Annotated in this window: 20 protein-coding genes; 12 read left to right on the top strand and 8 right to left on the bottom strand. The window is 56.3% G+C overall.

From position 1 onward, the window contains the following. Positions 1-64: 64 nt before the first annotated feature. The 5 genes from lon to bolA form a co-directional block, all read right to left on the bottom strand. Entirely contained in the window at positions 65-2,419 is a 2,355-nt protein-coding gene (gene lon / locus MHZ97_RS00455; protein WP_103795093.1) for an endopeptidase La, read from the bottom strand. Positions 2,420-2,609: 190 nt separating this feature from the next. Beyond that, on the bottom strand, positions 2,610-3,881 hold the full coding sequence (gene clpX / locus MHZ97_RS00450; RefSeq protein WP_033752707.1) for an ATP-dependent protease ATP-binding subunit ClpX: 1,272 nt from the start codon (positions 3,879-3,881) through the stop codon (positions 2,610-2,612). 127 nt (positions 3,882-4,008) lie between these two features. Continuing rightward, positions 4,009-4,632 carry an ATP-dependent Clp endopeptidase proteolytic subunit ClpP gene (gene clpP, locus MHZ97_RS00445; protein WP_033752709.1) on the bottom strand — a complete coding sequence of 208 codons (624 nt, stop codon included), beginning with the start codon at positions 4,630-4,632 and terminating at the stop codon, positions 4,009-4,011. Positions 4,633-4,968: 336 nt separating this feature from the next. Next, a complete protein-coding gene (tig, locus tag MHZ97_RS00440) occupies positions 4,969-6,273 on the bottom strand; it encodes a trigger factor (RefSeq protein WP_103795094.1) in 1,305 nt (434 codons plus the stop codon). A gap of 299 nt (positions 6,274-6,572) precedes the next feature. Then, complete coding sequence (gene bolA / locus MHZ97_RS00435) at positions 6,573-6,887, bottom strand: transcriptional regulator BolA (RefSeq protein WP_033752711.1); 315 nt, start codon at positions 6,885-6,887, stop codon at positions 6,573-6,575. Between the two features lie 279 nt (positions 6,888-7,166). Here bolA and MHZ97_RS00430 point away from each other — a divergent pair, with 279 nt between their 5' ends. From MHZ97_RS00430 to MHZ97_RS00395, 8 genes are all read left to right on the top strand, one after another. Then, entirely contained in the window at positions 7,167-7,745 is a 579-nt protein-coding gene (locus tag MHZ97_RS00430) for a lipoprotein (protein WP_103795095.1), read from the top strand. 51 nt (positions 7,746-7,796) lie between these two features. Further along, the gene (gene ampG / locus MHZ97_RS00425; protein WP_239313075.1) at positions 7,797-9,266 is read left to right on the top strand and encodes a muropeptide MFS transporter AmpG; all 1,470 of its coding nucleotides are present in this window, start codon (positions 7,797-7,799) and stop codon (positions 9,264-9,266) included. Positions 9,267-9,723: 457 nt separating this feature from the next. Beyond that, positions 9,724-10,650, top strand: a complete 927-nt coding sequence (gene cyoA, locus MHZ97_RS00420) for a cytochrome o ubiquinol oxidase subunit II (RefSeq protein ID WP_103795097.1) — start codon at positions 9,724-9,726, stop codon at positions 10,648-10,650. A 4-nt stretch (positions 10,651-10,654) separates the two neighbouring features. Further along, a complete protein-coding gene (cyoB, locus tag MHZ97_RS00415; protein ID WP_224481533.1) occupies positions 10,655-12,637 on the top strand; it encodes a cytochrome o ubiquinol oxidase subunit I in 1,983 nt (660 codons plus the stop codon). Continuing rightward, the gene (locus MHZ97_RS00410) at positions 12,637-13,254 is read left to right on the top strand and encodes a cytochrome o ubiquinol oxidase subunit III (protein WP_033752718.1); all 618 of its coding nucleotides are present in this window, start codon (positions 12,637-12,639) and stop codon (positions 13,252-13,254) included. The genes cyoB and MHZ97_RS00410 overlap by 1 nt, the downstream gene beginning before the upstream one ends. After that, a complete protein-coding gene (locus tag MHZ97_RS00405) occupies positions 13,254-13,583 on the top strand; it encodes a cytochrome o ubiquinol oxidase subunit IV (protein ID WP_103795099.1) in 330 nt (109 codons plus the stop codon). Before MHZ97_RS00410 ends, MHZ97_RS00405 begins: the two co-directional genes overlap by 1 nt. Before the next feature lie 11 nt (positions 13,584-13,594). Next, positions 13,595-14,482, top strand: coding sequence for a heme o synthase (gene cyoE, locus MHZ97_RS00400; RefSeq protein WP_103795100.1), 888 nt, complete (start codon positions 13,595-13,597; stop codon positions 14,480-14,482). A 131-nt stretch (positions 14,483-14,613) separates the two neighbouring features. Further along, complete coding sequence (locus MHZ97_RS00395) at positions 14,614-15,978, top strand: MFS transporter (RefSeq protein ID WP_103795101.1); 1,365 nt, start codon at positions 14,614-14,616, stop codon at positions 15,976-15,978. Between the two features lie 71 nt (positions 15,979-16,049). On the opposite strand, the gene adhP is transcribed toward MHZ97_RS00395, so the two are convergent. Together adhP and MHZ97_RS00385 are read right to left on the bottom strand one after the other, a co-directional pair. After that, positions 16,050-17,075, bottom strand: coding sequence for an alcohol dehydrogenase AdhP (adhP, locus tag MHZ97_RS00390; protein ID WP_103795102.1), 1,026 nt, complete (start codon positions 17,073-17,075; stop codon positions 16,050-16,052). Between the two features lie 156 nt (positions 17,076-17,231). Then, positions 17,232-17,723: a YajQ family cyclic di-GMP-binding protein gene (locus MHZ97_RS00385; protein ID WP_103795103.1), complete on the bottom strand. Its 492-nt coding sequence runs from the start codon at positions 17,721-17,723 to the stop codon at positions 17,232-17,234. A gap of 138 nt (positions 17,724-17,861) precedes the next feature. On the opposite strand from MHZ97_RS00385, the gene panE reads away from it, so the two are divergent. Continuing rightward, entirely contained in the window at positions 17,862-18,782 is a 921-nt protein-coding gene (gene panE / locus MHZ97_RS00380) for a 2-dehydropantoate 2-reductase (protein WP_239313079.1), read from the top strand. Further along, entirely contained in the window at positions 18,736-19,332 is a 597-nt protein-coding gene (gene yajL, locus MHZ97_RS00375; RefSeq protein ID WP_239313081.1) for a protein deglycase YajL, read from the top strand. The genes panE and yajL overlap by 47 nt, the downstream gene beginning before the upstream one ends. A gap of 32 nt (positions 19,333-19,364) precedes the next feature. On the opposite strand, the gene thiI is transcribed toward yajL, so the two are convergent. Beyond that, positions 19,365-20,813 carry a tRNA uracil 4-sulfurtransferase ThiI gene (gene thiI, locus MHZ97_RS00370; protein WP_103795106.1) on the bottom strand — a complete coding sequence of 483 codons (1,449 nt, stop codon included), beginning with the start codon at positions 20,811-20,813 and terminating at the stop codon, positions 19,365-19,367. Between the two features lie 231 nt (positions 20,814-21,044). Here thiI and xseB point away from each other — a divergent pair, with 231 nt between their 5' ends. Then, positions 21,045-21,287, top strand: coding sequence for an exodeoxyribonuclease VII small subunit (xseB, locus tag MHZ97_RS00365; protein WP_033752728.1), 243 nt, complete (start codon positions 21,045-21,047; stop codon positions 21,285-21,287). Beyond that, entirely contained in the window at positions 21,287-22,186 is a 900-nt protein-coding gene (gene ispA / locus MHZ97_RS00360) for a (2E,6E)-farnesyl diphosphate synthase (RefSeq protein ID WP_103795107.1), read from the top strand. Before xseB ends, ispA begins: the two co-directional genes overlap by 1 nt. The last annotated feature ends 17 nt before the right edge of the window (positions 22,187-22,203 follow it).

Here is a 22,203-nt window from a genome sequence, read left to right as displayed (position 1 = left end):
AAAAAGCTGGCAAGCGCTCATTGGCCTGCCAGCTTCGCTTTTTAATGCTTTATGTCACTAATCACTATTTTGCGGTAGCAACCTGCATGCCGTAAGGGGCGTTTTCCAGCGCAAGGCCTAATACTTCTTCAATGCGTTTCACCGGATGGATCTCCAGATCGGCGATAACGTTAGCCGGAATCTCTTCCAGATCGCGTTTATTATCGTCCGGGATCAGCACCACTTTAATGCCACCGCGATGGGCCGCCAGCAGCTTCTCTTTCAGGCCGCCGATCGGCAGTACCTGACCACGCAGCGTGATCTCACCGGTCATCGCCACGTCGGAGCGCACCGGGTTGCCGGTCAGGCAGGAGACCAGCGCGGTACACATCGCGATACCGGCGCTCGGGCCATCCTTCGGTGTCGCACCTTCCGGTACGTGAACGTGGATGTCGCGCTTCTCGTAAAAATCGCCGTTGATACCCAGCTTCTCGGCGCGCGCGCGCACTACCGTCAGCGCCGCCTGGATCGACTCCTGCATCACTTCGCCCAGCGAGCCTGTGTAGGTCAGCTTGCCCTTGCCCGGTACGCAGGCGGTTTCGATGGTCAGCAGATCGCCGCCGACTTCGGTCCACGCAAGACCGGTGACCTGGCCGACGCGGTTTTCGCTTTCGGCACGGCCATAGTCGAAGCGCTGTACCCCCAGGTAATCCTTGAGGTTATCGCCGTTGATGGTGATGTGCTTCTGCTCTTTATTCAGCAGCAGCGCTTTCACCGCCTTGCGGCACAGCTTCGACAGTTCGCGCTCCAGGCTACGCACGCCCGCTTCGCGGGTGTAGTAGCGAATGATGCCGACGATGGCGCTGTCTTCAACCACGATTTCGCTCTGCTTCAGAGCGTTACGCTCGATCTGCTTCGGCAGCAGATGCTGTCTGGCGATATTGAGCTTCTCATCCTCGGTGTAACCAGAGAGGCGAATCACTTCCATACGGTCCAGCAGCGGTGCCGGAATGTTCATGGAGTTAGAGGTGGCAACGAACATCACGTCGGAGAGATCGTAATCCACTTCGAGGTAGTGATCGTTAAAGGCGATGTTCTGCTCGGGATCGAGCACTTCCAGCAGCGCGGAAGCGGGATCGCCACGCATGTCGGATGACATTTTGTCGATCTCGTCCAGCAGGAACAGCGGGTTTTTCACCCCGACCTTCGCCATTTTCTGGATCAGTTTACCAGGCATAGAACCGATGTAGGTACGACGGTGACCACGGATTTCCGCTTCATCACGCACGCCGCCCAGCGCCATGCGCACATACTTACGGCCGGTCGCTTTGGCGATAGACTGACCCAGCGAGGTTTTACCCACGCCCGGCGGTCCCACCAGACAGAGGATCGGGCCTTTGATTTTGCTGACGCGACTCTGTACGGCGAGATATTCCAGGATACGGTCTTTGACGCGCTCCAGGCCGTAGTGGTCAGTGTCCAGCGTCTCCTGGGCTTTGCGCAAGTCTTTCTTCACCTTGCTGCGCGCGTTCCACGGCACCTGAACCATCCAGTCGATATAGCCGCGCACCACCGTTGCTTCGGCGGACATCGGCGACATCATTTTTAACTTTTGCAGCTCAGCTTCGGCTTTTTCACGCGCTTCGGTCGGCATTTTCGCCGCGTCGATTTTGCGCTTCAGGGCTTCGTACTCATCCGGCACGTCGTCCATTTCGCCCAGTTCTTTCTGAATGGCCTTCATCTGCTCATTCAGGTAATACTCGCGCTGGCTCTTCTCCATCTGCTTTTTCACGCGGTTGCGAATGCGCTTCTCAACCTGTAGCAGATCGATTTCCGATTCCATCATTGCCATAAGATATTCCAGACGTTCGTTCACGTCTGACATCTCCAGCACTGACTGTTTATCGGCTAATTTCAGCGGCATATGCGCCGCAACGGTGTCGGCAAGACGCGCCGCATCGTCGATATTGTTCAGCGAGGTGAGCACTTCCGGCGGGATCTTTTTGTTCAGCTTGATATAGCCTTCAAACTGATTGATCGCCGTACGTACCAGCACTTCCTGCTCGCGCTCTTCGATTTCCGGCGAGATTAGGTACTCCGCCTGCGCGGTAAAATGGTCGCCATTATCCGCGAGGGTGGTGATATGTGCGCGCTGCAGGCCTTCGACTAAAACTTTTACGGTGCCGTCAGGCAGTTTTAGCATCTGCAGCACAGAGGCTACGGTCCCTACAGAGAAGAGATCGTTAATGCCAGGTTCATCCGTTGAAGCCTCTTTCTGGGCAACCAGCATGATCTTCTTGTCATGATCCATCGCCGCTTCAAGGCAACGAATCGATTTTTCCCGACCAACAAACAACGGAATTACCATGTGCGGATAAACCACCACGTCGCGCAGAGGCAACACGGGGATTTCAATGCGTTCAGAACGCTCAGGATTCATAGAGCTCTCTCTTAGTTAGTGTCCGCCAGGTGATGGGCACCGCATAATGCAGGGAATGTGCAGTTAAACCCACAGGATTATGAGTATATGGGGATGATCGTCCGACATTCAACGTCATGAGAGTGAGAAAAACAAAAGGGGAAAGAATTTTCCCCTTTTTTAATAATATCAACGCCCTTGCGGTGGCGAATTATTCGCCAGATGCCTGGGCTTCATGCTTGCCGTAGATCAGCATCGGCTCTGACTGGCCTTCGATAACCGACTCGTCGATTACCACTTTTTCCACGTCTTCCATAGAAGGCAGGTCATACATGGTTTCCAGCAGCGCGCCTTCAACGATAGAACGCAGACCACGCGCACCGGTTTTACGCGACATCGCTTTTTTGGCGATGGCGGTCAGGGCTTCGTCGCGGAACTCCAGCTCAACGCCTTCCAGGTTGAACAACGCCTGGTACTGTTTGGTCAGAGCGTTTTTCGGCTCGCGCAGGATCTGGATCAGCGCCTCTTCACTCAGCTCGTTGAGCGTCGCCACGACCGGCAGACGGCCAATGAATTCCGGGATCAGGCCAAATTTGATCAGATCTTCAGGCTCAACCTGAGAGAGCAGCTCGCCTTCGCTCGCTTTTTCCGATTTGCCTTTCACCGTGGCGCCGAAGCCGATGCCGGAGCCGGTTTCCACGCGCTGGGAGATCACTTTATCCAGGCCCGCGAACGCGCCGCCGCAGATAAACAGAATTTTTGAGGTATCTACCTGCAAAAACTCCTGCTGCGGATGCTTGCGGCCGCCCTGCGGTGGAACTGCCGCCACGGTGCCTTCAATCAGCTTCAGCAGCGCCTGCTGCACGCCTTCGCCGGAGACGTCGCGGGTAATCGACGGGTTATCCGACTTACGCGAGATTTTATCGATCTCATCGATGTAGACGATGCCGCGCTGCGCTTTCTGCACGTCGTAGTCGCACTTTTGCAGCAGCTTCTGGATGATGTTTTCCACATCTTCGCCCACGTAGCCCGCTTCGGTCAGCGTGGTGGCGTCAGCCATGGTGAAAGGCACATCCAGCAGGCGCGCCAGCGTCTCTGCCAGCAGGGTTTTACCGCTACCGGTCGGCCCGATCAGCAGGATGTTACTTTTACCCAGCTCAATGCCGTTGCTGGTATCGCCGTTGCGCAGGCGTTTGTAGTGGTTGTACACCGCAACCGCCAGCACTTTTTTCGCCTTTTCCTGGCCGATAACATAATCATCGAGGTGATGGCGGATTTCGTGCGGCGTAGGCAGCGCGCTACGTTCGCGATGCGGGGCAACTTCTTTAATCTCTTCGCGAATGATGTCATTGCACAGATCGACACATTCGTCGCAGATATACACTGACGGCCCGGCAATCAGCTTACGCACTTCATGCTGGCTTTTGCCGCAAAAAGAGCAGTACAGCAACTTACCTGAACCGTCTTTGCGCTTATCTGTCATCAGTTAACCTCTTCTTGTTCTCAGGCCATACAGGCGTACGGCGCAGGCCGTGCGAACACGGCCAATATTCATTCAACTCAAACCCGTTTCCCACTAACTATAGCGTAAGGAGACGGGCAGATGAGTCTTATTCGCGATGTGTCAGGACGGAGTCGACTAAACCATACTCTACCGCTTCACTCGCCGAGAGGAAACGGTCACGCTCGGTATCGCGCTCAATTTCTTCCAGCGACTTGCCGGTATGCTCCGCCATCAGCTCATTCATGCGCTGTTTCACTTTCAGAATCTCTTTCGCATGAATCTCAATGTCGGTCGCCTGGCCCTGATAGCCGCCCAGCGGCTGGTGGATCATCACGCGCGAGTTCGGCAGGCAGAAGCGCTTGCCTTTAGTGCCGGCGGTCAGCAGGAACGCGCCCATAGAACAGGCCTGGCCCATACAGATAGTGCTGACGTCAGGCTTGATAAATTTCATGGTGTCGTAAATCGACATGCCCGCGGTGATAACGCCGCCCGGGGAGTTAATATAGAGATAGATATCTTTCTCAGGGTTTTCCGCTTCCAGAAACAGCATCTGCGCCACGATCAGATTGGCCATGTGATCTTCAACCTGACCGGTCAGGAAGATGACGCGCTCTTTCAGCAGGCGAGAATAGATGTCGTAGGAACGCTCGCCGCGCGAAGTCTGTTCAACCACCATGGGCACCAGCGCATTGCGCGGCGCAGTAAATTCACGATCGCCACTGTATGACATTACCGTCTCCTGGATATAGTTCATTGGCTACATTCTGTACCGATTGTTTCTGAAGCGAGCACGCTTAGCGCTGCTCCGCTCCGTTTCCGACACCTTCAAGGACGGTTAATCAGCCAGTCTAACTCTCTTCTGCATACTCCCTCAATCTGGGGATACTGCCCTGCTGTTTCAAGCATAACAACCTTTTCTCTATTCGCTAACCGGGAAAAAGCGCAACGTGAATAATTTGCCGATTTATTAAGCGAATAGCGGCGGATAAGAGGCGATGGTGCCGGAAAAACAAAAAAGCCCGCGACTTTGCAGCCGCGGGCTTAGCACTTCTGGTTAAATCAGCGATCAGGCAGCGGTGGTCTGATTCATCAGTTCCTGGAAGCTGGTCGCTTTCTCAGTCACTTTCGCTTTTTCCAGAACGGCTTCGACCGCCTGCTCTTCCAGCGCAACGTTGCGCATGTTGTTCATCAGCTCGTTGTTCTTGCTGTAGAACTCGATTACTTCCTGCGGATCTTCGTAAGCAGAAGCCATCTCTTCGATCAGTGCGTTAACGCGCGCTTCGTCAGCCTTCAGCTCATGGGTGCGAATCACTTCGCCCAGCAGCAGACCAACAACCACACGGCGTTTCGCCTGCTCTTCGAACAGCTCGCGCGGCAGTTCCAGCGCTTGCTTCTCGTTGCCGCCGAAGCGCTGTGCAGCCTGGCGACGCAGCACGTCGATTTCGCTGTCGATCAGGGCAGCCGGCACGTCGATGTCGTTGGCTTTCACCAGACCGTCGATCGCCTGGGTTTTCACGCGGTTGCGGATAGCGCCTTTCAGCTCGCGGTCCATGTTTTTACGCACTTCAGCGCGCAGACCTTCGATTGAACCATCTTCCACGCCGAAACGCTTGATGAAATCTTCGGTCAGCTCCGGCAGCTCGCGCGTTTCAACTTTCTTCAGCACGATCTCGAACTTCGCGTCTTTCCCTTTCAGGTTTTCCGCGTGGTAGTCTTCCGGGAATTTCACGTCGATGGTGAACGTTTCGCCCGCTTTATGACCCACGATGCCCTCTTCGAAGCCCGGGATCATACGGCCCTGGCCCATCGCCAGCACGAAGTCAGAGGCTTTGCCGCCTTCGAACTCTTCGCCGTCTACAGAGCCGGTGAAGTCGATGGTCGCGCGATCTTCAGCAGTCGCTGCCGCATCGCTCTCTTTCCAGTTGGCCTGCTGCTTGCGCAGGGTGTCCAGCATGGCGTCGACGTCAGCGTCGGTCACTTCTACCAGCGGTTTTTCAACTTCGATGCTGTCCAGACCCTGCAGTTCAACTTCCGGGTAGACTTCGAATTCAACGGCGTAGGTAAAATCTTCGCCTTCTTTATACTCGCCCGGCACGTAGTTTGGCGCGCCAGCCGGATTGATTTTTTCTTTGATGATGGCGTCAACGAAGTTGCGCGTCATCAGCTCGCCCAGTACGTCCTGGCGAACGGAAGCGCCGTAGCGCTGTGCAATGATATTGGCCGGCACTTTGCCTTTACGGAAACCATCGATACGGACTTTTTTCGCCACTTCCACCAGTTCTTTCTTCACTGCGCTTTCGATGCTGTCAGCGGGGACAGTAATCGTAATGCGACGGCCCAGACCCTGCGTGGTTTCTACTGAAACTGTCATCTTGTTACCTCAAAAAATCGCGTGCTCGGTCAACTTCAGACACCACACATTATGCAATGCGCCGTATCCAACAACCGGGACGGCTTCCATTAAGAGAACCTGATCCCTGTCACCAGAAGCGTCCCGAAGACATTCCGGAAAAATAGACGCAGCATTATAGCGGCATCGCCCTGGTGAGTCGAGGCTGTAAACTCACCACTTTTTAACGGGTTTGCTGCTTTTTTGCGCCGGAGATCGCGTTTATCGCTAAATAATGAAAAAAAACGGCCCGCAGGCCGTTTTTTAAATGTGGAGAGGGATTAGGCAAGGGTGCCGGCGCCGCGGCAGTTTGGTGAGGCGAGTACGGTATCCTGCAGCCCTTCCCACTCTTTCAGGGTGTAGGTATGCAGCGCCAGCGCGTGTACGCTGCCAGCCAGTTCAGCGGCTAACTCGCCATAAATCGCCCGGTGACGCGCCAGAAAGCGCTGGCCAGCAAAGACGTCGCTGACGATAACCACCTTGAAATGGCTTTCTGAACCCGCCGGAACATTGTGACGATAGCTTTCGTCATGCACTTCCAGATGAGCCGGCTCAAAAGCCAGGCGCAGCTTCTCTTCAATCTGTTCGCGAATCATCGTCTCTTTCCTCAATGGCGAGCGCTGTGCCCCATCTGGTTAAATATTAGTAGCTTTTCAGGCGTACCCGCACAAATGTGTGAAAATATTTCCACCGCCCTCTAAACCGACCAGCATGATAGCGCAGCGAGAAAGGCGGTCAATGCCCCGGTTTTTCTTAGGGTATAAAAAAGGCGGTTAGCGCGAATTTCCCCCTCGCGAGGGCTTTTTTCACCGCCGCGCAATGCTATGATGGCCGCAGTTTTTGCAAACCAACCCACACCATTAATGAGAATAAGCATGTTGAAAAAACTGTTATTTCCCCTGCTGGCCGCGTTCATTTTGGCCGGCTGCGCCACTAACAGCAATACGTTGACCATTCAGCCGAAAATCGAGCTGCCCCAGCAGGATCCGAGCCTGATGGGCGTGACCGTCAGCATCAACGGCGCCGATCAGCGCAGCGACCAGGCGCTGGCGAAAGTCAATCGCGACGGCCAGCTGGTGACCCTGACGCCGTCGCGCGACCTGCGCTTCCTGCTGCAGGAAGTGCTGGAGAAACAGATGACCGCGCGCGGCTATATGATCGGCCCGGAAGGCGCTGTTGATCTGCAGATCGTGGTAAACAACCTCTATGCAGACGTTACCCAGGGCAACGTGCGCTACAGCATCACGACCAAAGCGGATATTTCGATTATCGCCACCGCGAAAAATGGCAATAAGCAGGTGAAAAACTATCGCCAGACCTACAGCGTCGAAGGCGCATTTAGCGCGACCAACGACAAGATCACCAAAGCGGTGAACTCGACGCTGGGCGATGTAATCTCCGATATGGCACAGGACACCAGCATCAACAACTTCATCAAGCAGAACGCGCACTAATCCGCCGTACTGTATGCCCGGCGCACCGCCGGGCATCGCTTCAGGGTCAGCATGAATCACTATCTTCGCATCTTCACCCAACGAAACGCCGCCGTCTTACTGCTGCTCGGCTTTGCTTCAGGCCTGCCGCTGGCGCTGACCGCCGGCACGCTGCAGGCGTGGATGACGGTAGAAAATGTCGATCTCAAAACCATCGGCTTCTTTTCGCTGGTGGGCCAGGCGTACGTCTTTAAGTTTCTCTGGTCGCCGGTTATGGACCGCTTTACGCCGCCGTTTCTCGGTCGCCGCCGCGGCTGGCTGCTGCTGACGCAGCTGGCGCTGATCGCCGGCATCGTCGCTATGGGCTTTATGCAGCCCGGACGTGACCTGACGCTGCTCGCCGCGCTGGCGGTGCTGGTCGCCTTCTGCTCCGCTTCGCAGGATATTGTTTTCGACGCGTGGAAAACCGACGTACTGCCGCCGGAAGAGCGCGGCAGCGGCGCCGCAATCACCGTGCTGGGCTACCGGCTGGCGATGCTGGTTTCAGGCGGGCTCGCACTCTGGCTGGCGGATCGCTATCTCGGCTGGCAGGCAACCTACTGGCTGATGGCGCTGCTGATGCTGCCCGCGCTTATCGCTACCCTGATGGCGAGCGAGCCCGACACGCGCGCCTCCACGCCGCACTCGCTGCGCGAGGCGGTATCGCTGCCGCTAAAAGATTTTTTCCAGCGCAACAACGCCTGGCTGCTTATTACGCTTATCGTTCTTTATAAGCTGGGCGACGCTTTCGCTGCCTCGCTGACCACGACCTTCCTGATCCGCGGCGTCGGCTTTAACGCCGGCGACGTCGGGCTGGTCAATAAAACGCTCGGCCTGCTGGCGACCATTATCGGCGCGCTCTACGGCGGCGTGCTGATGCAGCGCCTGAGCCTGTTCCGCGCCCTGCTGATTTTCGGCGTGCTGCAGGCGCTCTCAAACTTCGCCTACTGGCTGCTGGCGGTGACGCCACAGCACTTGTGGAGCATGGCCAGCGCGGTCTTTGTGGAGAATCTGTGCGGCGGTATGGGCACGGCGGCTTTCGTTGCGCTGCTGATGACGCTGTGCAACAAGTCATTCTCCGCCACCCAGTTCGCTCTGCTGTCGGCGCTGTCGGCGGTAGGCCGCGTCTACGTCGGCCCGGCGGCTGGCTGGCTGGTCGAGCTCTGGGGCTGGCCCACTTTCTATGCTTTCACCGTGCTGGCAGCGCTGCCCGGTCTGCTGCTGCTGCTGCTCTGCCGCGACACCCTGAACGAGGCGCAAACCCGTGAGCGCTTTCTACCCCGCACCTGCTTTGCCGCCGGCTATCGCTGGACGACGCGCCTGTTCTGCCTCGGATGCCTTTTTATCGCCCTCTGGCTGACGGCGCTGGCGTGCCAGGCGCTGGGGCTGCTGCAGAACGTGCCGGGCGCGCTGTTTGAAACCGGCATGGCGCTGCTGGCACTGGCAGTCTGCGGCGGCGTGGCGCTTGACTACAGGGCGCAGCGAAAAAATGCGGCAGCGTAGCCCTGTTCATTAACTTCAGGTATTATTTCGCAAAGCAATTAAACCAGCCGCCTTCAGGGGCGGCAAAAGTTAAAATTTGTCATCCAGTGTTATTTTCCTGGAAATATTAAGATCCAGTTTTGGCATTTAGCGAACATATTAAAAACCGGTGCGCAATTATATTGTATAAATTTCATCACACAAATGATGCAGATTTGTTAAAGAATTGAGTATCAAAAGTAAGGGTTATTCTTTCCCTGATTTCTTTAAGGATACTTTCATTGGTTTTTGTTATATTAGTGCCAACTGCTTGTCGCAGTTAATAATTTATCACCCCAGGCAACATCTGTGACACCCTTAGCAAAAGGTGTCAACACGCTGCTGACACATCCTTATGCTGGTTTACACTGCATAAACCTTCCCGTAAAATGCGCGCACACTTAAACGACAATAAGCCCTTTGTCATTGAGGTCGTTAAATGAGACTCAGGAAATACAATAAAAGTTTGGGGATTTTGTCATTAATTGCAGGCACTTTGTTAATGAGTGGCTGCGATAATGCGTTGTTAAATCCCAAGGGACAGATTGCACTTGAGCAACGTTCGTTGATTCTGACAGCCTTTGGCTTGATGTTGATCGTCGTTATTCCCGCAATCTTGATGGCGGTGATGTTTGCATGGAAATATCGTGCATCCAACACTGAAGCGAAGTACAGCCCTAACTGGTCGCACTCTAACAAAGTCGAAGCCGTGGTCTGGACCATTCCGATCCTGATCATTCTCTTCCTCGGCGTGCTGACCTGGAAATCGACCCACGCGCTGGAGCCGAGCAAACCGCTGGCCTCCGACGTTAAACCGGTTGAGATCCAAGTGGTGGCGCTGGACTGGAAATGGTTGTTCATCTACCCGGAACAGGGTATTGCCACCGTTAACCAGATCGCTTTCCCGGCTAACACGCCGGTGAGCTTCAAAATTACCTCTAACTCCGTTATGAACTCCTTCTTTATTCCAACGCTCGGCAGCCAGATCTACGCCATGGCGGGCATGCAGACCAAACTGCACCTGATCGCCAATGAGCCGGGGACGTTCGACGGTATTTCCTCGAACTTCAGTGGTCGAGGTTTCTCTGGTATGAAGTTCAAAGCCATTGCAACCAAGGACGATGCGGAGTTCCAGCAGTGGGTCGCCAAAGTTAAAGCGGCGCCTAACACGCTGACCACTATGGAAGATTTCGAGAAAGTTGCCGTACCAAGCGAAAATCATCCGGTGGAATATTTCTCTTCAGCGAATCCTGAACTGTTCAAGCAAGTTATTGCTAAGTTCATGACCAGCCACGGGAAAATGGACATGTCTCAGCACGAAGGCATGGACATGAGTCATACCGCTTCCGCGGGAGCCGAGGAATAATACGATGTTCGGAAAATTAACACTGGATGCAGTGCCGTACCATGAGCCGATTATCATGGTTACGGTTGCCGGGATCATCATTGGTGGTCTGGCAATCATCGCTGCCCTAACCTACTTTGGTAAATGGCAGTACCTGTGGTCGGAATGGCTCACCTCCGTCGACCATAAAAAACTGGGTATCATGTATATCATCATGGCGTTCGTCATGCTGCTGCGCGGCTTCGCCGATGCCATCATGATGCGTACCCAGCAGGTAATGGCTTCCGCCGGGGAAGCTGGCATACTTCCACCGCACCACTACGACCAGATCTTTACCGCGCACGGCGTGATTATGATCTTCTTCGTGGCGATGCCTTTCGTGGTAGGTCTGATGAACATCGCGGTTCCGCTGCAAATTGGCGCGCGCGACGTTGCATTCCCGTTCCTGAACAACCTGAGCTTCTGGTTTACCGCGGTCGGTGTGATCCTGGTTAACCTGTCGCTGGGCGTGGGCGAGTTTGCACAGACCGGCTGGCTGGCCTATCCGCCGCTTTCAGGCGCGGAGTACAGTCCTGGCGTCGGGGTCGACTACTGGATCTGGAGTCTCCAGCTTTCCGGTATCGGGACCACGCTGACCGGTATCAACTTCTTCGTGACCATTCTGAAGATGCGTGCGCCGGGCATGGACCTGTTCAAAATGCCGGTATTTACCTGGGCTTCTCTTTGCACCAACGTCCTGATTATCGCTGCGTTCCCGGTTCTGACCGTGACCCTGGCGCTGTTGACGCTTGATCGTTACCTTGGCTTCCATTTCTTTACCAATGATATGGGCGGTAACATGATGATGTACGTCAACCTGATCTGGGTCTGGGGTCATCCGGAAGTGTACATCCTGGTTCTGCCGGTATTTGGCGTCTTCTCTGAAGTCACTGCGACCTTCTCGAAAAAGCGTCTGTTTGGCTACACCTCGCTGGTTTGGGCAACTATCGCCATCACCGTACTGTCGTTCATCGTCTGGCTGCACCACTTCTTCACCATGGGTGCGGGCGCGAACGTTAACGCCTTCTTCGGTATTATGACGATGATTATCGCCATCCCGACCGGTGTGAAAATCTTTAACTGGCTGTTCACCATGTATCAGGGTCGCATCGTGATGCACTCTGCCATGCTGTGGACCGTAGGCTTCCTGGTCACCTTCTCTGTCGGTGGTATGACCGGCGTTCTGCTGGCGGTGCCGGGCGCAGACTTCGTGCTGCACAACAGCCTGTTCCTGATTGCGCACTTCCATAACGTCATCATCGGCGGCGTGGTATTCGGTTGTATGGCTGGCGTGACCTACTGGTTCCCGAAAGCCTTCGGCTTTACCCTGAACGAAACCTGGGGCAAACGCGCCTTCTGGTTCTGGATCATCGGCTTCTTCGTTGCCTTTATGCCGCTCTACGTGCTGGGCTTCATGGGGATGACCCGTCGTCTGAGCCAGGATATCGATCCGCAGTTCCACTCTCTGCTGGTTGTTGCCGCAGTGGGTGCAGCGCTGATCGCGTGCGGTATCATCAGCCAGGTCATCATGTTCTACGTCTCTGTGCGTGACCGTCATCAGAACCGCGATCTGACCGGTGACCCGTGGGGCGGTCGTACGCTGGAGTGGGCAACCTCTTCACCGCCGCCGTTCTACAACTTTGCCACTATCCCGCATATCCACGAGCGCGACGCGTTCTGGGAAATGAAAGAGAAAGGCGAAGCGTACAAGCAGCCGGCGAAATATGAAGAGATTCATATGCCGAAGAACAGCGGCGCGGCTATCGTGATCGCAGCCTTCGCAACGGTATTCGGTTTTGCCGCAATCTGGCATATCTGGTGGCTGGCTGGCCTGAGCTTCCTGGGCATGATCGTGACCTGGATTGTGAAGAGCTTCGACGAAGACGTGGACTACTACGTTCCGGTTGCCGAGATTGAGAAGATCGAAAAGCAGCACTTTGACGATATTAGCAAAGCGGGTCTGAAATAATGTCGACTGAAACTCTGACAAAACACCACCACGACGCCCATGCGGAGCATGGGCATCACGATGCAGGAGCCAATAAGGTCTTTGGCTTCTGGATCTACCTGATGAGTGACTGCATTATCTTCGCAACCCTGTTTGCGACCTATGCGGTTATGGTCAACAGCACTGCCGGTGGCCCGGCAGGCAAAGACATCTTCGAACTGCCGTTCGTTCTGGGCGAAACAGCGCTGCTGCTGCTGAGCTCCATCACCTACGGTATGGCGGTTATCGCCATGAACCACGACAAGAAAAGCTCGGTCCTTAGCTGGCTGGCGCTGACTTTCCTGTTCGGTCTTGGCTTTATCTGCATGGAGATCTATGAGTTCCATCATCTGATCGAAGAAGGCTTCGGCCCGAATCGCAGCGGCTTCCTGTCAGGCTTCTTTACCCTGGTAGGCACCCACGGTCTGCACGTTACCTGCGGCCTGATCTGGATGCTGGTGCTGATGTTCCAGATTGCCAAACGTGGGCTGACGTCGACTAACCATACTCGTATCCTCTGCCTGAGCCTGTTCTGGCACTTCCTGGATGTGGTGTGGATCTGCGTATTTACCATTGTCTATCTGATGGGAGTCATGTAATGAGTCATTCAGCTAACGGAAATGTTGTTCCGCACAGCAGCGTGAAGTCCTACATGATCGGCTTCATCCTCTCTGTCATCCTGACCGGTATTCCGTTCTGGATGGTGATGAGCGGCGAGTCATCTCAAGGTATGACCCTGGGCGTCGTGGTTGCCTGCGCAGTTATCCAGGTCGTTGTTCACCTGATCTACTTCCTGCATCTGGACACTAAGTCTGAAGGCGGCTGGAACATGGTAGCCATCGTCTTCTCGGCGGTCATTATTCTGATCGTCGTGGTTGGCTCGCTGTGGATTATGTGGAACCTCAACTACAACATGATGGTTCACTAAAGAGTCGCGTAATGATTAAGCAATACCTGCAAGTAACAAAACCAGGAATTATTTTCGGGAATTTAATTTCTGTGATCGGCGGATTTCTGCTGGCTTCAAAAGGCAGCATTGATTACGCCCTGTTTCTCACCTCGCTGATCGGCGTATCGCTGGTTGTCGCCTCAGGTTGTGTTTTCAACAACGTGATCGACCGCGATATCGACGTCAAGATGGAGAGAACCCGGAATCGAGTGCTGGTTAAAGGCCTCATCTCTGCGAAAGTAAGCCTGATTTATGCTACCGCGCTGGGTATTGCTGGCTTTGCGTTGCTTTACTTTGGTGCCAATCCGCTGGCCATGTGGCTGGCGGTCATGGGCTTTGTGGTTTACGTCGGTATTTACAGCCTCTACATGAAGCGTCACTCGGTTTACGGGACGCTGATTGGCAGCCTGTCTGGCGCCGCACCGCCGGTGATTGGCTACTGCGCCGTCACCGGTGAGTTTGACGCGGGCGCGCTGATCCTGCTGGCGATCTTTAGCCTGTGGCAGATGCCGCACTCCTATGCGATTGCCATCTTCCGCTTTAAAGATTACCAGGCGGCGAATATCCCGGTTCTGCCGGTGGTAAAAGGCATTTCCGTGGCGAAGAATCATATTACGCTCTACATTCTGGCGTTTATGATCGCTACGCTGATGCTGACGCTGGGCGGCTACGCGGGCTATAAATATCTGGTGGTCGCGGCGGCCGTAAGCGTATGGTGGCTGGGAATGGCGTTATCAGGCTACAAGACCTCGAACGATCGTGTCTGGGCGCGTAAGCTGTTCGTCTTCTCTATCGTGGCTATCACCGCGCTGAGCGTGATGATGTCGGTGGACTTTATGGCCCCGGCGTCAAAAGACCTGCTGACCTACGTGTGGTAAAGCCGCACGCTAAGATCTGCTAAGGGCGCGATTTCGCGCCCTTTCTTTTTGTTACCACTTCTTAAACACTATTATTTTACCCGCCCTGCCCTGCTCCCTAAAATAGATACGGCAAACTTACAGAGGTTGGAATGAACGATAATAAAATGACGCCGGTGGAGCTGCGCGCCACATGGGGTTTGGGCACGGTATTTTCCCTGCGTATGCTGGGCATGTTTATGGTCCTGCCGGTATTAACCACCTACGGCATGGCTCTCCAGGGCGCAAGTGAAACGCTTATCGGTCTGGCGATCGGCATCTATGGCCTGGCGCAGGCGATCTTTCAAATTCCTTTCGGCCTGCTCTCTGACCGCATCGGCCGTAAGCCGCTGATTGTCGGCGGCCTGCTGCTGTTCGTACTCGGCAGCCTTATCGCCGCGACCACCACCTCTATCTGGGGCATTATTCTCGGCCGCGCCTTGCAGGGCTCCGGCGCTATCGCCGCTGCCGTGATGGCGCTGCTCTCCGACTTAACCCGCGAACAAAATCGCACCAAGGCGATGGCCTTTATCGGCATCAGCTTCGGCGTCACCTTCGCCATTGCGATGGTGGTCGGCCCGATCGTTACCCACGCCCTCGGCCTACACGCGCTCTTCTGGATGATCGCTATTCTCGCCTCGCTGGGTATCGTGATTACGCTGCTGGTGGTGCCCAGCGCGCCCGGCCATGTGCTGAACCGCGAATCGGGCATGGTAAAAGGCAGCTTCCGCAAGGTGCTCGGCAATTCGCGACTGATCAAACTTAACGTCGGCATTCTCTGTCTGCATATTTTGCTGATGTCCAGCTTCGTCGCCCTGCCCGGCCAGTTCGAGCAGGCGGGTCTGCCCGCCGCCGAACACTGGAAAATCTATCTGGTGACGATGCTGATCGCCTTTGTCGGCGTGGTGCCCTTTATTATCTACGCCGAGGTAAAGCGCCGCATGAAGCGGGTATTCGTCGCCTGCGTCGGCTTAATCGTTATTGCAGAGATCGTGCTGTGGGGCGCGGAAGACCACTTCTGGACGCTGGTGATCGGCGTGCAGCTCTTTTTCCTCGCCTTTAACCTGATGGAGGCGATTCTGCCGTCGCTGGTGAGCAAAGAGTCGCCGGCCGGCTATAAAGGCACGGCGATGGGGCTCTATTCCACCAGCCAGTTTATCGGCGTGGCGATTGGCGGCAGCCTCGGCGGCTGGGTATTTGGCCATTTCGATGCGCAGACCGTGTTTCTGGTGGGCGCCATCGTAGCGGCGCTCTGGCTGTTTGTCGCCATGACCATGCAGGAGCCGCCCTACGTCAGCAGCCTGCGTATCGTGCTGAGCGATAAGGCGCTGGCGCAGCCGAACCTGGAACAGCGCCTGAAAGCCCAGCCGGGCGTATCGGCGGTGCTGATCGTGCCGGAAGAGAAAAGCGCCTATATCAAGATCGACAGTAAAGTCACCAGCCGCCCTGAGCTGGAGGCGCTGCTGGCAAGCAGCTAGCGCGCAGAGGCTTCTTTGCGCTGAAACAAAAGAACCGGCTTCGCGCCGGTTCTTTGCTTTTCACGCCAGCGTTAAAGTGACATATCCACCACGATCCGCCCCTCAATTTTTCCGGCGTGCATACGTTCAAAGATGGAGTTGATATTACTCAGCGGCTCGACGGCAATGGTCGCTTTCACCTTATGCCGTCCGGCAAAATCGAGCGCCTCCTGCAAATCTTTTCGGGTCCCCACGATAGAGCCACGCACCGTGATACCGTCCAGTACCATATCAAAGATAGAGAGATCGAACTTGCCCGGCGGCAGCCCGTTAAGCACCATGGTTCCGCCGCGCCGCAGCGTGCCAATCGCCTGTTCAAAGGCCGCTGGCGACACGGCGGTGACCAGCGCGGCATGTGCGCCGCCAAACTGCGCGTGGAACACCTTCGCCGGATCGTCTTTACGTGCGTTCACCACCACGCTGGCACCGAGACGCTGCGCAAAAGCCAGCTTCTCATCGTCCACGTCTACCGCAGCCACGTTAAGCCCCATCGCCACCGCATACTGCACCGCCAGGTGACCCAGCCCCCCGATACCGGAAATCACCACCCAGTTTCCAGGTCTGGCTTCCGTCATTTTCAGCCCTTTATAGACCGTCACCCCGGCGCAGAGGATCGGCGCCACGTCGGCATACTCAAGGTTATCGGGCAGAATGCCGACGTAGTTGGCATCGGCCAGACAATACTCCGCAAAGCTGCCGTTAACCGAGTAGCCCGCATTCTGCTGCTCATGACAGAGCGTCTCCCAGCTATCGAGACAGTGCTCGCAGTGGCCGCACGCCGAATAGAGCCAGGGCACGCCAACGCGATCGCCCAGCTTAAGATGAGTAACGTTCGGCCCGACGGCCACAACCTCGCCAACCCCTTCATGACCGGGAATAAAAGGCGGCACGGGTTTAACGGGCCAGTCGCCCTCCGCCGCATGAAGATCGGTATGGCAAACGCCGGTCGCGGCAATTTTGACCAGCACCTGTCCTGCGCCAACTTCTGGTACCGGCACCTGCTCAATAACCAGCGGTGCACCAAACGCCTTAACCACGGCAGCTTTCATCATTTTCATGACTTCTTTCTCCTGTTTAGGGTTCCATCAAGAGATTTGCACACCTTGGGCGGAAAGCCTACCGATTTAACGCAGCGGGAGAGGGAGAAACAGGCGGAACGCCAGGGGGAGCAAGCAAAGCGTGCGGCAGATCACCTGCCGCACGCCTGAAGAGGATTAATCGCGGAAATTCTTGAACTGGAACGGCTGGCCAAGATTGCCGCCGCGCACCAGCGCCATCGCCCCCTGCAAATCGTCGCGCGACTTGCCGGTAACGCGCAGTGAATCGCCCTGAATCTGCGTCTGCACTTTCAGCTTGCTGTCTTTGATCAGCTTAACGATTTTTTTCGCGACCTCAGTCTCAATCCCTTTTTTCATTTTGGCATCGACGCTCCAGCTCTTACCGCTGTGCTCGATCTCCTCTGGGATATCGAGCGCGGCGCCCTCAATGCCGCGCTTGAGCATCTTCTCGCGCAGCATATCCACCAGCTGTTTCACCTGAAAATCGGACTCGCTGGTTACTTTGATGGTTTCACTCTTTTCGTTGAGCTCAAAACTGGCGCTCACGTTGCGAAAATCGAAGCGGGTCGTTAATTCACGGTTGGCATTTTCGACCGCGTTGCGGACTTCCTGCATGTCGATTTCTGAAACGATATCGAAAGATGGCATCTCTTCTTCTCCTGACGCTAAAGTGACATGCATAATACGCGTCTTGCCGCACTAAACAAAATCAGGCTGCGCACAACGCTATACTTATTATCGCTGTGTATAACAGAACAAACGACAACCCCGGATACGGGAGGCAGTATGAAAATTACCGTGTTGGGTTGCGGTGCTATCGGTCAGATCTGGCTCGCCGCTCTGGCGCGCCAGGGCCATGAGGTGCAGGGCTGGCTGCGCGTGCCGCAGCCCTACTGTTCCGTCAACGTGATTGATTACCAGGGCCAGGTGAGTAACAACACCTTTATCGCCAACGACCCGCTCTTCCTCGCCGACAGCCAGCTGCTGCTGGTGACGCTTAAGGCGCCGCAGGTTTCGCCCGCGGTGCGCAACCTGCAGAGCGTGCTGTCAGACGATTGCCCGGTGCTGCTGCTGCACAACGGCATGGGCACGCTGGAAGAGCTAAAAGGCCTGAGCCAGCCGCTGCTGCGCGGCATTACCACGCACGCGGCGATGCGCGACGGCACGGTGATCAAGCATGTCGCCAGCGGCATTACCCATATCGGCCCGGCAAACCGCAAAAGTGCGGCCTTCAGCGATCTCGCCGATATCCTGCACGCAGCGCTGCCGGACGTCGCCTGGCATGACAATATCGCCGCCGCCTGCTGGCGCAAGCTGGCGGTCAACTGCATCATCAATCCGCTCACCGTAGAGCACGACTGCCAGAATGGCGCGCTGCGCGCCTGGCCGCAGCAAATCGACCAGCTCTGCCAGGAGCTGAGCTGGGTGATGGAGCGCGAGGGCCAGCATATTACCGCCGACAGCCTGCGGGATATTGTCTACAACGTGATTGAAACCACCGCGGCCAATACCTCCTCAATGCTGCAGGACGTACGCGCGCAGCGCCTGACTGAAATCGACTATATCTCCGGCTTCCTGCTGCGACGCGCGCGCGCGCAGGGCATCGCCGTGCCGGAAAATACCCGCCTTTATGAGCTTGTAAAACGCAAGGAGTCCCATTATGACCGAGAACACGCCGGTTCTGGTTTGCCTGGCACATGGCAGTGAAGAGACCGAGGCGGTCACCACTATTGATTTGCTGGTGCGCGGCGGCCTGAAAGTCGTTACCGCCAGCGTAGAGAGCGACGGCGCGCGTGAAATCGTCTGCTCGCGCGGCGTGCGCCTGCTGGCGGATGCGCCGCTGGTAGAGGTGGCCGATGAGGACTATGCGGCGATCGTGCTGCCGGGCGGCCTGAAAGGCGCGGAAACCTTCCGCGACAGCCCGCTGCTGGTGGAAACCGTGCGCCAGTTTCATCTCTCCGGCCGTATCGTCGCGGCGATCTGCGCGGCGGCGGGCACGGTGCTGGTGCCGCACGATCTCTTTCCGGTGGGCAACATGACCGGCTTTCCCGGCTTAAAAGAGACCATCCCAGCGGAGAAGTGGATGGAAAGGCGCGTGGTGTGGGATCCGCGCGTTAACCTGCTCACCAGCCAGGGGCCGGGCACGGCGATGGATTTTGCGCTTAAGCTGATCGATCTGCTGGCAGGAAAAGAGAAAGCGGCAGAAGTGGCCTCCCAGCTGGTGCTGGCGGCGGGCATCTACGATTACAGCGAGTAAAAAAGGCTGCGCAGGGTGCGCAGCCCGTTTTATTACGGACGATAGACCTTCACGTTTTTAAAGCCCTGCTCGTGCAGATAGAGCGCCTGTAGCTTGCTCATCACGCCGCGATCGCAGTAGAGCAGCCAGGTTTTGCTCTGGTCGAGGTCACCGAACTGGCTGCTGAGCTTATAGAACGGCAGCGATTTCACCTCGGTGCCCTGCAGCGCCAGCGGCTTATCTTCCTGCTCGTCGATGGCGCGGATATCCAGCACCACGTCGTCGCTGCCGAACGAGTCAACGGTTTCTACTTCCACCACCTCCTCTTCAGCCTGCTCGGCGATATCGCGGATATCGACATTGCTCGCCTCTTCCACCACGCGCTGCAGAATCGCGAAGTCAAAATTCTGCTCTTCCGCCTCAATCTTCGCCTTGACCGCTTTCACCGTCGGGCTCTTTGAGATCACGCCGCAATATTCCGGCATGGTGCTGGCGAAATCTTCAGTGCCAATTTCGCGCGCCACCTTAATGATGTGCTCTTTATCGTGCGAGATCAGCGGACGCAGGATCAGCGTATCGGAGGCGTTGTCGATCAGGCGCAGGTTGGTCAGCGTCTGGCTGGAGACCTGGCCCAGCGCTTCGCCGGTCACCAGCGCCTGCACGCCGTAACGCTCTGCCACCATCGACGCGGCGCGCACCATCATGCGCTTCAGTACCACGCCCATCTGGCCGTCATCCACCTTTTCCAGAATCTCGCCGACGACCGGCTCGAAGTTGATCGCCACAAAGCGCACGCGATGCGAGCGGCCAAAGCGGTTCCAGATATAGTGCGCCACCTGACGCACGCCGATTTCGTGCGCCGCGCCGCCAAGATTAAAGAAGCAGTAGTGCACGCGACAGCCGCGGCGCAGCAGCATATAGCTGGAGACGCCGGAGTCGAAGCCGCCGGAGATCAGCGACAGCACATCTTCCTGGGTGCCGATCGGGAAGCCGCCCAGCCCTTCATAGCGGCCGGTGATCAACAGCAGGCGATCGTCGTCGATTTCGAGATGCACGGTAACGTCCGGCTTGTTCAGCTGCACTTTCGCGCTGGCGATATGCTGATTCAGACCGCCGCCGACGTAGCGCTCTACGTCCTGCGAGCTAAACTCATGTTTACCGCGGCGCTTAACGCGCACGCAGAAGCTTTTGTTCTGCAGGCTGTCGCCATACTGCGCCAGCGTCTGCTCGAAAATATCGTGCACGTCGGTATAGCTGCGCTCTTCGACCGAGAGCACATGGTGAATACCGGGAATACGGGTGAGCTCTTCCACAATCACGCTGCGCAGCCCTTCGTCTTTCGACCGGACTACGATGTGATCCCAGTGGCGCACCACGGCGATATCCTCGCCGACGGTCTTCAGCACGTTGCGGATATTGCTGGTGAGAATTTTAATAAAGCGCAACCGCACCGACTGACTTTTGATGGTGATTTCAGGAAATAACTTGATGATAAACTTCATGGCGACACGAATTCGTTGGGCAAATAAGTGCGAGAGAGCGGCACTTAGCTGGTAAAATCACAAAAATTGCGGGCAAAAGAGCGCAACCGCATCCGAGGCGCGGGAGTATATCACCTTTGTCAGATGACTGCTTCTGCAACCGCAGTCACATTGATTATTTTGCTAATCAAACGCTCTCCGCTACCATGACCGATTACGAGAGAAAGTCTTACACGTGAGTCGACACTGAATATGCCGAAAAAAGCCGAACAGCCCGCTAGTTTTGAAACCTCCTTACAGCAGCTGGAGCAGATCGTCAGCCGGCTGGAGAGCGGCGAACTGCCGCTGGAAGAGGCGCTGAATGAGTTTGAGCGCGGCGTACAGCTGGCGCGCAACGGTCAGCAAACATTACAACAGGCCGAGCAGCGCGTACGCATTCTGCTCAGCGACGATAAAGACGCCGATCTCAGCCCCTTCACGCCGGAAAAAGAGTAATGGATTTTATTCACCTGCTGAGCCTTTATCCGGAACGGGCTAACGCCGCGCTGTCTCGCTTACTCGCGCCGCTTCCCTTTCAGAGTTCTCCTCTGGTTAACGCCATGCGTTATGGGGCATTATTGGGCGGTAAACGCCTGCGTCCCTTTCTGGTCTACGCTACCGGCGAGATGTTCAACGCGGATCCGACGAGCCTTGACGCGCCCGCCGCTGCCGTGGAATGCATTCACGCCTACTCCCTGATCCATGATGACCTGCCAGCGATGGATGATGACGCGTTGCGTCGCGGCCAGCCGACCTGTCATATCAAGTATGGCGAAGATACCGCGATACTTGCCGGCGACGCGCTGCAGACGCTGGCGTTCTCTATTCTGGCCGACGAGCCGATGCCGGGCGTCAGCGACGCCAGCCGCATTGCGATGATCGCCGAACTGGCGCGCGCCAGCGGCGTGGCGGGCATGTGCGGCGGCCAGGCGCTCGACTTAGCGGCGGAAGGCCAGCGCGTCGGGCTGGAACAGCTGGAGCAGATTCACCGCCATAAAACCGGCGCGCTTATCCGCGCCGCCGTGCGCCTCGGCGCGTTAGCGGCGGGCGAGCGCGGGCGCGCTGCGCTGCCGGCGCTGGATACCTACGCCGACGCCATCGGCCTCGCGTTTCAGGTACAGGACGATATCCTTGACGTCGTCGGCGACAGCGCGGTTACCGGCAAAAAACAGGGTGCCGATCAGGATCTCGATAAAAGCACCTATCCGTCGCTGCTGGGGCTTGATAACGCCCGAGCGAAAGCCAGGGAGCTTCACCAGCAGGCGCTGAGCGCGCTGGATATTCTTGCGGCGCAATCGTTAGACACCACAGCATTGCAGGCGCTGGCAAGCTTCATAATTGAACGCGACAAATAACTTCCATAATGAGTCTC

It is taken from the genome of Pantoea sp. ACRSC (genome assembly GCF_022346785.1).
GTDB lineage: Bacteria > Pseudomonadota > Gammaproteobacteria > Enterobacterales > Enterobacteriaceae > Pantoea > Pantoea alvi.
Note: the sequence above shows the minus strand (reverse complement) of the source record. Positions and strands in the feature narration are given on the sequence as shown.